The organism is Pseudomonas sp. ADAK21 (genome assembly GCF_012935735.1).
In the GTDB taxonomy this organism is placed as follows: domain Bacteria; phylum Pseudomonadota; class Gammaproteobacteria; order Pseudomonadales; family Pseudomonadaceae; genus Aquipseudomonas; species Aquipseudomonas proteolytica.
Window position 1 is genome coordinate 4,139,176 of sequence record NZ_CP052857.1, and the last position, 13,435, is coordinate 4,152,610.

Consider the following 13,435-nt stretch of genomic DNA (forward strand, 5'->3'; position numbering starts at 1 on the left):
GCTGTGGCGCGGCGGCCGGGTATTGCCATGCGAATCGATAACTCCTTCAGCTTTAGTCGTTTGCCCTTGTGGGTCGCCGTGGCGGCCGCCTGTGCCGGTGAGCTGGCCCTGGCCGGTGAGCCCGCCAAGTTCGATGCCAGTTTCATGCATTCGTTTGGCGGCACCGGTGCCGGTCCCAACCTCGACCTGGATGCGGTGGCGAACAGCGGCAGCATTGGCCCCGGGACTTACCCGGTACTGATTCGCTTGAACCAGAGCTTTTTCGACCGCCGTGACATGACCTTCATCAAGGATGAGCAGGGCAGCGATGTGCGTGTATGCCTGTCCGAAGCCTTTCTCAGGGAGCTGGGTGTGAAGCTGGATGCATTTAAAGTGCCCGGCGAAACGCTGCCCGCGTGCATTGACCTGGCGGCGCTGATTGAAGGCGCCTCGGTGACCTTCAACGCCAACTATCTGGCCCTGGATATCAGCGTGCCGCAGATCGCCCTGACCCGGGATGCGGCCGGCTACGTGGCGCCCTCGGAATGGGACCGTGGCATCAATGCCGCGATGCTCAACTACCAGTTTTCCGCCGCGCAAACCAACAGCGACGCCCGCGGCACCGGCAACCAATACAACCTGTATGCAACGGGTGGTTTTAACCTCGGCGACTGGCGTTTTCGCTCCAGCTCATCGTTTCGCCAGGACGATGAAGGTGGCCGCCAGTGGCAGCGCAGCAATACCTATGCGCAGAGGGACATCACGCCACTGAAGGCCACGCTGACGATGGGCGAGAGCTTCACTCCCGGTGACGTGTTCGACAGCGTGCCGTTTCGCGGCGTGCAACTGGCGTCGGACATGGGCATGTTGCCGGACTCGATGCAGGGCTACGCCCCAGTGATCCGCGGCATCGCCGAAACCCAGGCCAAGGTCGAAGTACGCCAGAACGGCTACTCGCTGTACACCACCTACGTGGCGCCGGGCGCCTTTGAGATCAACGACCTCAACGCCGCCTCGGGCAGCGGCGACCTGGAAGTGATCATCACCGAAGCCGATGGCCGCGAACGCCGCTTCACCCAGCCATACGCGACCCTGGCCAACATGCTGCGGGAAAATACCTGGCGCTACAGTGCGACGGTGGGCGAGTACAACTCGGCCAACGGTGGCGAGCGGCCGATGTTTACCCAGGCGTCGCTGGCCTATGGCTTGCCGTTCGACCTGACGCTGTACGGTGGCTTTTTGGGGGCAGATTTTTACCGTGCCGGTGTGGTGGGCGTGGGCAAGAGCCTGGGCAGCATCGGCGCCGTGTCGATCGACGTCACCCAGGCCCAGACTGACGTGCCCAAGGCCGTCACAACCAAAGGCGAAAGCAAAAAAGGCCAGAGCATCGGCCTGCGCTACGGCAAGGCATTTGAAAGCGGTACCTCGGTGCGCTTCGCCGGTTACCGCTATTCCACCGAAGGCTATCGCGACTTCAGCGAAGCCGTGGATTTGCAGCAACCCAACGACTACAGCCAGTTCTCCAAGCGCAGCAAGGTCGAGGCCAGCGTCAACCAGGCCCTGGACAACTACGGCTCGCTGTACTTGAACCTGAGCAAGCAGAACTACTGGGGCTCCTCCCGGGAAGACAAGCAGATGCAGCTGGGTTTCAACACCCAGTACAAGGGCGTGACTTATGGTGTGTACGCCAGCAAGACCCTCACTGACAACTTCGGCGAGAACAACCAGGTGGTGTTTACCGTGTCCATGCCCCTGGGACAAACCCGCAGTACCGGCACGTTCAGCGTTACCCGCAACAACGACGGCAGCCTGGATCAACGGGCCGGCCTCAGCGGCCGCGATGGCAACCTGAACTACAACGTCAACGCCAACCGCGTGGAAAACACCGGCAACAACGGTTCGGCGCTGCTCGGCTACCGCGCACCGTTTGCCCAGTTGGGCGCTGGTGTGAGCGTCGGCTCGGGCTACCGGCAGACGTCGGTCAGCGCGGCGGGCTCGGTGCTGGCCCATGGCGATGGCGTCGAGTTCGGCCAGACCCTGGGCGAGACCGTGGCGCTGGTGGAGGTCAAGGACACGCCGAAGGTCGGCCTGCTGAATGCCCCGGGCACCCTGACCAACGACAAGGGTTACGCCCTGGTGCCGTACGTCACGCCGTATCGCAAGAACCGCGTGGCCGTGGACACCAGCGAGCTGGAAACCAACGTCGATATCGCCGAAGGCGTGACCAACGTGGTGCCGCGTCGCGGTGCGGTGGTCAAGGCGGTATTCGCCGCCAGCCGTTCGGAAAAAATACTGCTCAACGTACGGCTGCAGGACGGCTCGCTTTTACCTTTCGGCACCACCGTGCAGGACGACCAGGGCGCCAGCGTCGGCGTGGTCGGCCAGGCCGGGCAAGTGCTGCTGTCGGCCAGCAAGGGCACGACCTACACGATGAAATGGGGCGGCAAGGCTGCCCAGCAATGTGAAATCAATTTGGATATCAACAGCACGCCAGCCACCGACGGTTACCGGCTGATGGATGCTATTTGCAGAGAATCTCGTCCATGAAAACTTTTAGTGTTGCGTCCTCGGCCCCAGCCTTGGTTTTGCCCACTCGTCATGTCTGGAAGAAACGCTTGATGCTGAGTGCGCTGGCAGTGCTGCCAGTGGCTATTTCGCAGATGGCTGCAGCTGACTGTACTTCCACCGATGCGACCCAGAGCATTCATGCGGTGGGCGACCTGTTCATCCCTCAGGACGCCCCGGTGGGATCGACCATTGGCTTGGTCAAGTACACCCGGTTTCCTATCATCAACTGTACAACGACTACCCCGTTTTCAATCCAGTCCACCATGCTGACTGCCAAGGCACCTACGGTCACCGCAGCCATTGGCTCGGCTCAAGGCAGCCAGCTCTACGCGACTAACGTTCCTGGCATCGGGGTAGGGGTCGTCAACGAGACACGCCCCAGCTATCTGTGTTTGACCTCCGGTAGCTGGTACTTTCCGCTCGCATTCAACGGCTGCAATACCGGTGGGTTTAGCGCGAACACCAACAATAGCCTGATCCTGATCAAAACCGGACCTATCCCGGCGGGAATCAACGATTTCGGCAACTTGCAGGTGTACACCGTCGATATCAACAACAACGGCACCCTGTTCAACTGGATTGATGGTCGCCTGACCGGAACGGTGACCGTTGCCGGCTGCAGCATGCCCGCAGCCGTGGGCAATATCATCGACGTGCCCATGAAAAACTGGGAGAAGCGCGTCTTCAACGGCCCGGGCACCGTCACGCCCACCGAAGGGTTCAACATCGCGCTCAACAACTGCGTGGCCGGGACCTATGCCGGGAATCCTACCTGGAACTATTTCCGCGGCAACAACGCGAACATCCGTCTGGACGGCGCCAAGGGCTCGACGATTGTCGACGCCAGCCAAGGTGTGCTCGGCCTGAACAGCGAAGCCACCGCTACAGGCGTCGCCGTGCAAGTGCTGAAGCAGGATGGAACCCCGCTGCCACTGGGCGTCGACGTACCGATCATGCCGGTCCAGGATGGCAATACCACTTTGCAGTTTGGTGCGCGTTACATCCAGACCGCAGGCGACTCCACCGGGCCGCAGCCTGGCATCGCCAACGCCACTGCCAATTTCACCATTACCTACAAATAGGAACGACCCCATGCAACGTTTTACCCGTCGCTTCATGGCTGCATGCGTACTGTCCACCATGGTTGCCAGCGGTGCAGCAATCGCCAACGATCACCCGACCATCCGCGCCATGTCCGGTGCCGAGCAAATCACACAATTGCCGGCCGCCAAGACCGCGCTGATCGTGATCGACTTCCAGAACGAATACTTCACCGGGCGCATGCCGATCCCGGACGGCGCCAGCGCACTGGCGAAAGCCCGTGAGCTGATCAAGTATGCCGATAACCACAAGATTCCGGTCTACCACGTGCAACACGTGTCGCCGGCTGGCGCTGCGGTATTTGCCATTGATGGCGAGACCGTGAAATTCCACAAGGATATGCAGCCGCGTCCTCAGGATCACGTCGTGCAAAAGAACACCGTCAGCGTGTTCGCCAGCACTGACCTGGCCGCACAGCTGAGCAAGGCCGGGATCAATACGCTGATCATCAGCGGTCTGATGACCCACGCCTGTGTCGCCGGTGCAGCCCGTGATGCAGCGCCACTGGGCTTCAACGTAATCGTGGCGTCCGATGCGTCCGCCACCCGTGCGATCACCCGCCTCAATGGCCAGAGCGTCGACAAGGACGCCTTGCATCAATCGGCACTGGCCGAAGTCGAAGACACCTTCGGCGACGTGATGACCACCGAGCAGATCATCAAGCTGCCCGTGCGCTAACTCGCTGCAACCCGCCCGGCGTCACACCCGGGCGACCTTATTCCTTTCAGATGAGCCGACTTCAATGACGAGTTTTCCCATACGCGTGCTGGTTCTCGAGGATCATCCTTTTCAACGTGCGGTCGCCGTGAGCATGTTGCGCCAGTTGGGTTGCCGCGAGGTCTTCGAGGCAGTGGACGGCTTACACGCCCTGGCTGTGTTGGATCAAGTGGGCGCAGTGGACATTGCCCTGTGCGACTTGTGCATGGAAGGCATGGATGGCCTGGAGTTTCTTCAGCAGGTGGGAAGTTCCGGACTGGTCGGCTCAGTGATTATCAGCAGCTCCCTGTCGGCCGATGTACGCCGCACGGTGCAGCAGATTGTTTCGTTGCTGGGCCTGGAAATGCTCGGGGATGTCGGAAAGCCGTTGCAGGCGCACACCCTGGAGAACGTGCTAAAAAAGCGCTCCAGTGGCCCTGGTGTCGCGCCGCCCGACGCTGCGCCGGTACGCCTGGCCAGCGATGAAGAAGTGCGTTGGGCCCTCAACGAACAGCAATTGCAAGCCTGGTACCAGCCCAAGGTCGACATGAATACCGATGACGTCTGCGGCGTGGAGGTGCTGACCCGCTGGGTGCACCCGTTGCGCGGCATCCTGTCACCGGCGGTGTTCATGCCCGTGCTGGAACGCTGCGGCTTGCTCGATACGCTGCTGTTCATGCAGATGAACCAAGCCCTGAGCCTGCAGCGACTGGCAAAAAACACCGGCCTGAAGCTCGACCTGTCGTTCAACCTGCACACCAGCCAACTGACCAACAGCAACCTGACCGCGGTGATCAAAGGCATTCTGTCCCTGCACGAAGCAGTGCCCGCCAGCCTGACCTTCGAACTCACCGAAAGCGGCTTGCTGGAAGCCCCGGCCACCAGCCTGGAAACCCTGGTACGCCTGCGCATGATGGGCTGCAAATTGTCCATCGACGACTTCGGCGCCGGCTTCTCGTCGTTGCAGCGGTTGTGCCAGCTGCCGTTCAACGAGATCAAACTCGACGGTGAGTTTATACGCACCTTGCTACACGAACCGCGCTGTCGGGCAATCGTCAGCAGCACCCTGGCATTGGGGGAGACCCTGGGGATGTCCGTGGTAGTGGAGGGCATCGAGACTGAGGAACAGCGCGAGACGTTGCTCGCGATGGGATGCACTCAAGGACAGGGCTACCTGTTCGCCCGGCCCATGAATGATGTGGATCTGCTGCGATGGCTACCGGCTGCATCGAGAGTTGATGGACAATTATGATCTTCCCTCCGGCCACTATGTACGAACTAAAATCCGCGCACTGAACCATCCTGTTTTCGTTGAAGCGTCATGCCGTTGTCTCAGCCCAGGAGCGGACCACATGCGAATGTCTGCTTTTGGCTGGTTGCGGCCTGTCATGAAGGGCAGCCACCGACCCATTGCCACCGTTCAGCATTTGGCTAAAATCGACCAAGAATAGACTGCCACCCATAAGTGAAAACTGATGTTTACCTGCCCATGCTGCGGATATGCAGTCTTCGAGCAACACCCAGGGTCATACGACATTTGCCCAATTTGCTTCTGGGAGGATGACGTGTTCCAACTCTATTACCCTCACCAGGTGGATGGACCGAATAGATGTAGCTTGATCGAGGCGCAGGTCAATTTCGTCCAGTTCGGTGCCTGCGAGCGAACCATGTTGAAGAATGTGCGAATGGTTAGCGATAGCGATATGCGGGATGGTGAGTGGTTCCCACTCTGGACTCGCCGAGTCGCCATTCCAGATCCCGACTCCGACAACCAGCATCCTCAACACATGAAGTCGAAGTACGACCTCTACTATTGGCTGCGGACCTAGCAGCGCAAATTGGCGTACTAAGTCCAAATTGATCGGAAGCAGTCTATTCCAAACGGCTGCTTCTGGCCGATTTCTGCCGGTGACAACCGACTGAAAACGGCCAAAAGCTGCCCCCTCATCCCCATACCGGTCTACCATGCCACCCCGACAGTGGCCAAACGCGCTATCGGCCCCAAGCCCTCAAGGTATCGCCAATGACCTCGTTTACCCGTAACAGCCCATCCTCAACCTCATCGAAGGCGGCGCAATGAGCATCGACCAGATCAGCCTGCCCAAGGGCGTAGGCCCGCACGCTAGCAAGTTGTTGGACGCGATTACCGGCGCCAGCACCCTCGACGACCTTAACCGCGCTGGCGGCAAGGCCGAAGGCTTTGTGTTGGGGCTGGAGGCCAGCAAAGCCATCAAGAGCCAGATCGCCGAGTCGTTGTATGTGGCATATGACGACGCCGCGAGTCATCGGGCCAGCGAACTGAAGGGCTAGCCAATACAGGGCATGCGTAGCCCCCGCACTCGCCTGTGTGGGCAGACGCTTTTTGTAGGAGCTGGCTTGCCAGCGAAAAACCGGAGAGCGACGCAGAACACCTGATGTCCTGCGTTATCGCTGGCAAGTCAGCTCCTACGAGCGGGAACCGGGAGCGCACGGTGGACGAGTTTCTACAGTTCATTGAATTTTTGGTGGCGGGTTTGAGTCATTGGTAAAGGCTCGGCATCACTTGCGAGCGCCATCTACATAGGGACCGCCAATGACCTTCTTTATCTTCCTGCTCGCCTGCGCCACCGCCGCCAGCACCGGCATCATGTTCAAGCCTGGTGCCTGGTATGAATCCCTGGTCAAGCCGCGTTTTACCCCGCCCAACTGGTTGTTCCCGGTGGCCTGGACACTGATCTACCTGCTGCTGGCCTGGGCCGGCTATCGCTTGAGCCTGATCCCTGGCAGTCAAACGGTACTGGCCTTGTGGGCGGCGCAGATTGCATTGAACACGCTGTGGACCCCGGTGTTTTTCGGCGCGCATCGGATCTTCGCCGCGATGGTGGTTATCACCCTGCTTTGGCTCACCGTGGCAACCATGGTGGTGTTGGCGGTGCGCCTGGACCTGATCACTGGATTGATCCTGTTCCCGTACCTGGCGTGGCTGTGTGTGGCCGCGGCGTTGAATTTCTCGATCCTGCGCAGTAACCGTTGATGGCCTACGAGCCTTGGCCCGCCAGTGCGCCTGAACTGGCACAAATGCGCCGCTTCAATAAAAAGCTTGCCTGGCTGCCGCGCTTTAAAATCCGCAATCGGGTCACCCCTCGATTAATCCAGGCGTTATTGCGCGTCAGTCAACACATCAGGAAGGGGCCCGCGGCTGAGGCTCGGTTGGTGGGTGTGGATGGCGTTCAAGTGCCCGTGCGCATTCTGCGGCCCAGCGGCAGAATCAAAGGCGTGGTCCTGGATATCCACGGCGGCGGCTGGGTAATTGGCAATGCGCAGATGGATGATGAGTTGAACCTGGGCATGGTGCGGGCGTGCGAGGTGGCGGTGGTGTCGGTGGATTATCGGCTCGCCGTGGACACGCCGATTGAAGGGCTGATGGACGACTGCCTGAGCGCCGCGCGCTGGTTGCTCACTGAGCACGAGTTTGCCGGCCTGCCGGTGATTGTTGTGGGCGAATCGGCCGGTGCCCACCTGGCCGCGGCGACGTTGCTGGCGTTGAAGCAGTGGCCGCAACTGCTCGCGCGGGTCAGCGGGACGCTGTTGTATTACGGCGTCTACGATTTGGCCGGCACGCCGAGCGTACACGCAGCCGGGCCGCAGACGCTGTTACTCGATGGTCCGGGGATGGTCGACGCACTGCGCCTGCTGACCCCGGGCTTGAGCGATGAGGCGCGTCGGCAGCCGCCGTTGTCGCCGCTGTATGGCGACTTTACCGGCTTGCCGGCTGCGTTGATGTTTGTCGGCGAGTTGGACCCGCTCAAGGATGACACCCTGGACATCGCCGAGCGCTGGGGGGCGGCGGCGCAGGTGCAGGCGTATCTCTTGCCGGAGTCGGCACATGGCTTTATTCATTTTCCGGTGGCGTTGGCCGAGCGCGTGCTTGCGCAGGGTCACGCGTGGATAACCGCCAGGATCCAGGCGTCGGATCGTTAAGCATGTACGCCGGTCCTGAGACCTGGCAGGGCGGGGCGGCTTGGCTTCAGCCTGCTGCGCGGTGGAGTTTTTTCACCCGGTACATATCGCCATCGGCATAGCTGAGCAGGGTGTCGGCATCTTCCCCATCAGCCGGGTAGCGCGCCACGCCGATACTGCATGATGGCATCTTCACCGGGCCAAATTCAGGGCCAAGGGGGGCGGCCATGATGGCGAGAATCTGCTGCACTTTCTCGGCCACGGCGTCTTCTGAATGAAGGTCGGTCAACAACACGGTGAACTCATCGCCACCCATTCGCGCCACCGTGTCGGTCTCACGCACGCAGCTTTCCAGGCGCCGCGCAATGGTGCACAGCACGCGGTCGCCCGCGGCGTGCCCGTGTACATCGTTGATGCCCTTGAAGTCATTGATATCCAGGAACAGCAAGGCCAGGGTGCTGTTCTGTCGGCGTGCATTGCGCAAGGCCGAGTCCAGCCGATCATTGAACAGCGAGCGGTTGGTCAGGGCGGTCAGCGGGTCGTGATGGGCGAGGAAGCGCAGTTCCTCCTCGGCCTGGGTGAGGGCCGTTATATCCCGTGCCACGCCTATCCGCGCGCCGACGTCCTCGGACCAGAATGCCGCCCACAGAATATGAACGACACTGCCATCCTTGCGGATATAGCGGTTGCGGAAGTCGACATGGGGCTGGCCGTTCATCACCCGGATAATCGAGGCTCGGGTGGCCGCCAGGTCTTCAGGGTGCATATAGTCGGTGATCACAGTCCCGGTCAGCTCGTCGGCACGGTAGCCGAGCAGCGCCTCGCAGGCGTCACTGACAAATGCAATCTGGCTGTCCCTGTCGACCACGAAAACCGTATCCAGCATCAGATGGATCAGTTTGGGATAGAGCGCTTGCAGGTCCACGGGCATAGGTCAGTGCAATCCGGTTCAAATACCGGCCTGATCATATCCTGAACCCGCAAGCTGACAATGAGGAATCTTGACGATCGGCCTACCGCCGATCTACCCATACCGTCTGCGCATTGCAGAATTCCCGCACGCCAAAATGTGACAGTTCGCGGCCAAACCCACTCTTTTTCACCCCGCCAAACGCCACTCGAGGATCGGACACGCTGTACGCGTTGATAAAGATGCCGCCGGTTTCCAACTGGTTGGCGATTTTCTGCGCTTTGGCCGGATCCCTGCTGAAGATGCTCGCGGTCAGGCCGAACTCGCTGTCGTTGGCCAGGGCGACCGCGTGGTCGGCGTCGCGGGCGGTGATGATCGAGGCGACGGGGCCAAACAGTTCCTGTTTGAACGAGGTCATTTGGTCGGTGACATTGGCCAGTACGGTGGGGGCGTAGTAGTTACCCGTTCCTTCGACGGGATGGCCGCCGAGCAACAGGGTGGCGCCTTCTTCCAGGGTGGCCTGGACCTGGCCGTGCAGTTCGTCACGCAGGTCGAAACGGGCCATGGGGCCGATGTAGGTGTCGCTCGATGTCGGGTCGCCCATCACCAGTTGGCGGCTGGCTTCGAGGAACTTGGCGGTGAAGGCTTCGACCACGCCTTGCTCGATGATCAGGCGCTTGGCGGCGGCGCAGACCTGGCCGGAGTTCTGGAAGCGGCCGATCACCGCGGCTTGCACGGCGGCGTCGAGGTCGGCGTCGTCGAGGACGATGAACGGGTCGGAGCCGCCCAGTTCCAACACGCACTTTTTCAGCGCGGCGCCGGCCTGGGAGCCAATGGCGATACCGGCGCGCACGCTGCCGGTAAGGGTCACGGCGGCGATGCGTGGGTCGGCGATGGCCTTGGATACGCCGTCCGGGGTGACGTTGATCACTTCGAACAACCCCTCGGCGAAACCGGCTTTATGGAAGGCTTGTTTCATCAGGTAGGCGCTGCCCATCACGTTGGGCGCATGCTTGAGCACGTAGGTATTGCCGCTGAGCATGGTCGGCACCGCGCCGCGCAGTACCTGCCAGACCGGGAAGTTCCACGGCATCACGGCGAGGATCGGGCCCAGCGGGCGGTACTCTATCTGGGCGCTGCCGTTGTCCACCAGCGTCTGCTCCGGCGCAAGCATGGCGGGGCCATGGGCGGCGTACCACTCGGCCAGCAAGGCGCATTTCTCGATTTCGCCACGGGCCTGGGCGATGGGCTTGCCCATTTCCAGGGTGATCATTTGCGCCATCTGCTCGGCTTGCTCGCGCAGGGCGCCGGCCAGGGCCAGCAGCAATTGGGCGCGTTGCGCCACGGGCGTGTTGCGACCATTGGCAAAGGCGGTGCTGGCGCGGGTGAGGGCGGCGTCCAGTTGCGCGGCGGACTCGTAGGGGTAGCTGCCCACGGTTTGGCCATTGGCGGGGTTGATCGACAAGGCATGGGTCTGGTGAGAAATAGCGTTCATGGCACCGTCCTGCGCAGCATTAGGGAAGGTGCCCAGCGTACGGGGCTGTATCTTTTCCGGGAACTGAATAATATTAAGCAATACGTTCACGATTGGAGAATGAATTGGATCTGGTGCAACTGGAGATTTTCAAGGCCGTAGCCGAGCAAGGCAGCATCAGTGCCGCCGCGCAGTTGATTCACCGTGTGCCGTCGAACCTGACCACGCGCATCAAGCAACTGGAGCAGGACCTGGGAGTCGAGCTGTTTATCCGTGAGAAAAGTCGACTGCGCCTGTCGCCTGCCGGCTGGAATTTTTTGGGCTACGCGCGGCGCATTCTCGATCTGGTGCAAGAGGCCCGCGCCACTGTGGCGGGGGAGGAACCCCAGGGGCCATTTGCCCTGGGTTCGCTGGAGAGCACCGCCGCCGTGCGTATCCCGGCGTTGCTCGCAGCCTATAACCAGAAACACGCCAAGGTCGAACTGGACCTGAGCACCGGGCCCTCGGGGACGATGATCGAAGGCGTGCTATCGGGCCGACTGGCGGCCGCGTTTGTCGATGGCCCGGTGCTGCATCCGACCCTGGAGGGGGTGGCGGTGTTTGAAGAAGAGATGGTGGTGATTGCGCCGTTGCATCATGGGCCGATCACCCGTGGGCAGGATGTGAACGGGGAGAGCATCTACACCTTCCGTTCCAACTGCTCATATCGGCACCACTTTGAGCGCTGGTTTTCCCAGGATGGCGCGGTGCCGGGGAAGATTTTCGAGATGGAGTCGTACCACGGCATGCTCGCCTGCGTCAGCGCCGGCGCGGGTCTGGCGCTGATGCCACGCAGCATGCTGGAGAGCATGCCGGGGTTTACCACGGTGAGCGTGTGGCCATTGGCGGACGAGTTCCGCCTGCTGAACACTTGGTTGATCTGGCGTCGGGGCACGGTGTCACAGAGCCTGGACAGTTTTGTGCAACTGCTCCAAGAGCGGACCCATTGTGGCGAGCGGGCTAGCCCCGCGCTGGGCTGCGAAGCGGCCCTAAACCCCTAGCGCGGTGTTTTTGCCTGAATAAGTAGTGGGGCTGCTGCGCAGCCCAGCGCGGGGCAAGCCCGCTCGCCACAGGGTGGGGGGGTCAGCCACCGAACTGCAGGGTGCCCATCGCCAATTTGGCCATCAGCGCTGTGGCGCCCAATTGCACGAGCCACAAGGCCAGGCCGCCGATGAAGACGCCCAGGGCGACTTGCAGGACCAGGCTTTTTTGCCGCTTGGCTTGAGGCGTGCGAGGGGTGAAGTGGTCCAGTTCGTCGCGGTCGGCACGCAGGTCCAGGTCGTCGTTTCTCATAGAAAGTCTCATCGCAAAGGGCAGTCGTGCTTCAGTCTAAGGGGCTTGCTTTGCCAGCGCTGAGCTTTTTGTAGGAGCAAGCTCGCTCCTAAAGGGGCAAGGCACAAAAAAGGGGAAGCCGCTGGCTTCCCCTTTGTACCTCACGATCAGGCTTACAGCACCTGCACAATCGCCTTGGTCACGGCATCGATGTTCGCCTGGTTCAACGCGGCCACGCAGATGCGGCCGGTGTCGAGGGCGTAGATGCCGAATTCGCTGCGCAGGCGGGTGACTTGCTCTACGGTCAGGCCCGAGTAGGAGAACATCCCGCGCTGGCGACCGACGAAGCTGAAGTCGTGGCCCGGAGCAGCCTTGGCCAGTTCGCTGACCATCTGCTCGCGCATGCCACGGATGCGCAGGCGCATTTCGGCCAGTTCGGCTTCCCACTGGGCGCGCAGTTGCGGGTTGTTGAGCACCGCCGCTACGATCGCCGCGCCGTGGGTCGGCGGGTTGGAGTAGTTGGTGCGGATCACGCGCTTGACCTGGGACAGGATGCGCGCGCTTTCTTCTTTTGATTCGCTGACGATAGACAGTGCACCCACGCGCTCGCCGTACAGCGAGAACGATTTGGAGAACGAGCTGGACACAAAGAAAGTCAGGCCGGACTCGGCGAACAAGCGCACCGCCGCGGCGTCTTCGTCGATACCGTCGCCAAAGCCCTGGTAGGCCATGTCGAGGAATGGCACCAGGTTCTTGGCCTTGACCACTTCCAGTACGTCTTTCCAGTCGGCCGGGCTCAGGTCGACGCCGGTCGGGTTGTGGCAGCAGGCGTGCAGCACGACGATGGACTGGGCGGGCAGGGCGTTGAGGTCTTCCAGCAGGCCGGCACGGTTTACGTCGTGGGTGGCAGCGTCGTAGTAGCGGTAGGTCTGCACCGGGAAGCCGGCTTTTTCAAACAGCGCCTGGTGGTTTTCCCAGCTTGGGTCGCTGATGGCGACGACGGCGTTGGGCAGCAGTTGCTTGAGGAAGTCGGCGCCGATTTTCAGTGCGCCGGTGCCGCCAACGGCTTGGGCGGTGATCACACGGCCAGCGCTCAACAGCGGTGATTGCTCGCCGAACAGCAGCTTTTGCACGGCCAGGTCGTAGGCGGCAATGCCATCGATCGGCAAGTAGCCACGGGCGGCGTGTTGCGCCACGCGAATGGCTTCCGCTTCGGCAACGGCACGCAGGAGTGGAATCTTCCCCTCCTCGTTGCAGTAAACGCCTACGCCAAGGTTGACCTTGGTAGTACGGGTATCGGCGTTGAATGCTTCGTTGAGGCCCAGGATAGGATCGCGTGGTGCCATTTCGACAGCGGAGAACAGGCTCATTTTTGCGGCAGCTCTATGGGGGAATGGAGGGACGTGTCGCGCTCCAGCCGAATGCACTAGAGCGGTGCACAAACGGGGAGCTAGTAT

13 protein-coding genes are annotated in these 13,435 nt (G+C 61.3%); 9 read left to right on the forward strand and 4 right to left on the reverse strand.

All coding sequences use genetic code 11. The features are described 5' to 3' along the window. Nucleotides 1-27: 27 nt before the first annotated feature. The 8 genes from HKK57_RS18780 to HKK57_RS18815 all read left to right on the forward strand — a co-directional run bounded on the left by HKK57_RS18780 (nt 28) and on the right by HKK57_RS18815 (nt 8,304). The gene (locus HKK57_RS18780; RefSeq protein ID WP_169390545.1) at nt 28-2,526 is read left to right on the forward strand and encodes a fimbria/pilus outer membrane usher protein; all 2,499 of its coding nucleotides are present in this window, start codon (nt 28-30) and stop codon (nt 2,524-2,526) included. Further along, the gene (locus tag HKK57_RS18785; protein ID WP_081041751.1) at nt 2,523-3,629 is read left to right on the forward strand and encodes a fimbrial protein; all 1,107 of its coding nucleotides are present in this window, start codon (nt 2,523-2,525) and stop codon (nt 3,627-3,629) included. The genes HKK57_RS18780 and HKK57_RS18785 overlap by 4 nt, the downstream gene beginning before the upstream one ends. Before the next feature lie 10 nt (nt 3,630-3,639). Next, nucleotides 3,640-4,326 carry a cysteine hydrolase family protein gene (locus HKK57_RS18790; protein WP_169390546.1) on the forward strand — a complete coding sequence of 229 codons (687 nt, stop codon included), beginning with the start codon at nt 3,640-3,642 and terminating at the stop codon, nt 4,324-4,326. 64 nt (nt 4,327-4,390) lie between these two features. Continuing rightward, on the forward strand, nt 4,391-5,596 hold the full coding sequence (locus HKK57_RS18795; RefSeq protein ID WP_169390547.1) for an EAL domain-containing response regulator: 1,206 nt from the start codon (nt 4,391-4,393) through the stop codon (nt 5,594-5,596). A 223-nt stretch (nt 5,597-5,819) separates the two neighbouring features. Further along, nucleotides 5,820-6,173 (forward strand): CPCC family cysteine-rich protein, encoded by a 354-nt coding sequence (locus HKK57_RS18800; protein WP_081041752.1) that lies wholly within the window; start codon nt 5,820-5,822, stop codon nt 6,171-6,173. A gap of 247 nt (nt 6,174-6,420) precedes the next feature. Beyond that, nucleotides 6,421-6,654, forward strand: coding sequence for a hypothetical protein (locus HKK57_RS18805; protein WP_029294085.1), 234 nt, complete (start codon nt 6,421-6,423; stop codon nt 6,652-6,654). Nucleotides 6,655-6,916: 262 nt separating this feature from the next. Beyond that, nucleotides 6,917-7,357, forward strand: a complete 441-nt coding sequence (tspO, locus tag HKK57_RS18810; RefSeq protein WP_029294087.1) for a tryptophan-rich sensory protein TspO — start codon at nt 6,917-6,919, stop codon at nt 7,355-7,357. Then, nucleotides 7,357-8,304, forward strand: coding sequence for an alpha/beta hydrolase fold domain-containing protein (locus HKK57_RS18815; protein ID WP_169390548.1), 948 nt, complete (start codon nt 7,357-7,359; stop codon nt 8,302-8,304). The genes tspO and HKK57_RS18815 overlap by 1 nt, the downstream gene beginning before the upstream one ends. Before the next feature lie 46 nt (nt 8,305-8,350). Here the strand turns inward: HKK57_RS18815 and HKK57_RS18820 are convergent, their stop codons facing one another. Both HKK57_RS18820 and HKK57_RS18825 read right to left on the reverse strand, forming a co-directional pair. Next, complete coding sequence (locus HKK57_RS18820) at nt 8,351-9,214, reverse strand: sensor domain-containing diguanylate cyclase (protein WP_104910618.1); 864 nt, start codon at nt 9,212-9,214, stop codon at nt 8,351-8,353. Nucleotides 9,215-9,296: 82 nt separating this feature from the next. Continuing rightward, nucleotides 9,297-10,688: an aldehyde dehydrogenase family protein gene (locus HKK57_RS18825; RefSeq protein ID WP_169390549.1), complete on the reverse strand. Its 1,392-nt coding sequence runs from the start codon at nt 10,686-10,688 to the stop codon at nt 9,297-9,299. A 104-nt stretch (nt 10,689-10,792) separates the two neighbouring features. Here HKK57_RS18825 and ptrR point away from each other — a divergent pair, with 104 nt between their 5' ends. Beyond that, nucleotides 10,793-11,707: a putrescine utilization regulator PtrR gene (ptrR, locus tag HKK57_RS18830; protein ID WP_092231440.1), complete on the forward strand. Its 915-nt coding sequence runs from the start codon at nt 10,793-10,795 to the stop codon at nt 11,705-11,707. An 82-nt stretch (nt 11,708-11,789) separates the two neighbouring features. On the opposite strand, the gene HKK57_RS18835 is transcribed toward ptrR, so the two are convergent. Both HKK57_RS18835 and HKK57_RS18840 read right to left on the reverse strand, forming a co-directional pair. Beyond that, nucleotides 11,790-11,999: a hypothetical protein gene (locus HKK57_RS18835; protein WP_169390550.1), complete on the reverse strand. Its 210-nt coding sequence runs from the start codon at nt 11,997-11,999 to the stop codon at nt 11,790-11,792. A 152-nt stretch (nt 12,000-12,151) separates the two neighbouring features. Further along, nucleotides 12,152-13,348 (reverse strand): amino acid aminotransferase, encoded by a 1,197-nt coding sequence (locus tag HKK57_RS18840; protein ID WP_029294100.1) that lies wholly within the window; start codon nt 13,346-13,348, stop codon nt 12,152-12,154. Nucleotides 13,349-13,435: the final 87 nt, after the last annotated feature.

Excerpts from the sequence above, each read along its gene's own strand:
- HKK57_RS18780 (WP_169390545.1), top strand. The coding sequence starts at position 28 with ATGCGAATCGATAACTCCTTCAGCTTTAGTCGTTTGCCCTTGTGGGTC.
- HKK57_RS18785 (WP_081041751.1), top strand. The coding sequence starts at position 2,523 with ATGAAAACTTTTAGTGTTGCGTCCTCGGCCCCAGCCTTGGTTTTGCCC.
- HKK57_RS18790 (WP_169390546.1), top strand. The coding sequence starts at position 3,640 with ATGCAACGTTTTACCCGTCGCTTCATGGCTGCATGCGTACTGTCCACC.
- HKK57_RS18795 (WP_169390547.1), top strand. The coding sequence starts at position 4,391 with ATGACGAGTTTTCCCATACGCGTGCTGGTTCTCGAGGATCATCCTTTT.
- HKK57_RS18800 (WP_081041752.1), top strand. The coding sequence starts at position 5,820 with ATGTTTACCTGCCCATGCTGCGGATATGCAGTCTTCGAGCAACACCCA.
- HKK57_RS18805 (WP_029294085.1), top strand. The coding sequence starts at position 6,421 with ATGAGCATCGACCAGATCAGCCTGCCCAAGGGCGTAGGCCCGCACGCT.
- tspO (WP_029294087.1), top strand. The coding sequence starts at position 6,917 with ATGACCTTCTTTATCTTCCTGCTCGCCTGCGCCACCGCCGCCAGCACC.
- HKK57_RS18815 (WP_169390548.1), top strand. The coding sequence starts at position 7,357 with ATGGCCTACGAGCCTTGGCCCGCCAGTGCGCCTGAACTGGCACAAATG.
- HKK57_RS18820 (WP_104910618.1), bottom strand. The coding sequence starts at position 9,214 with ATGCCCGTGGACCTGCAAGCGCTCTATCCCAAACTGATCCATCTGATG.
- HKK57_RS18825 (WP_169390549.1), bottom strand. The coding sequence starts at position 10,688 with ATGAACGCTATTTCTCACCAGACCCATGCCTTGTCGATCAACCCCGCC.
- HKK57_RS18835 (WP_169390550.1), bottom strand. The coding sequence starts at position 11,999 with ATGAGAAACGACGACCTGGACCTGCGTGCCGACCGCGACGAACTGGAC.
- HKK57_RS18840 (WP_029294100.1), bottom strand. The coding sequence starts at position 13,348 with ATGAGCCTGTTCTCCGCTGTCGAAATGGCACCACGCGATCCTATCCTG.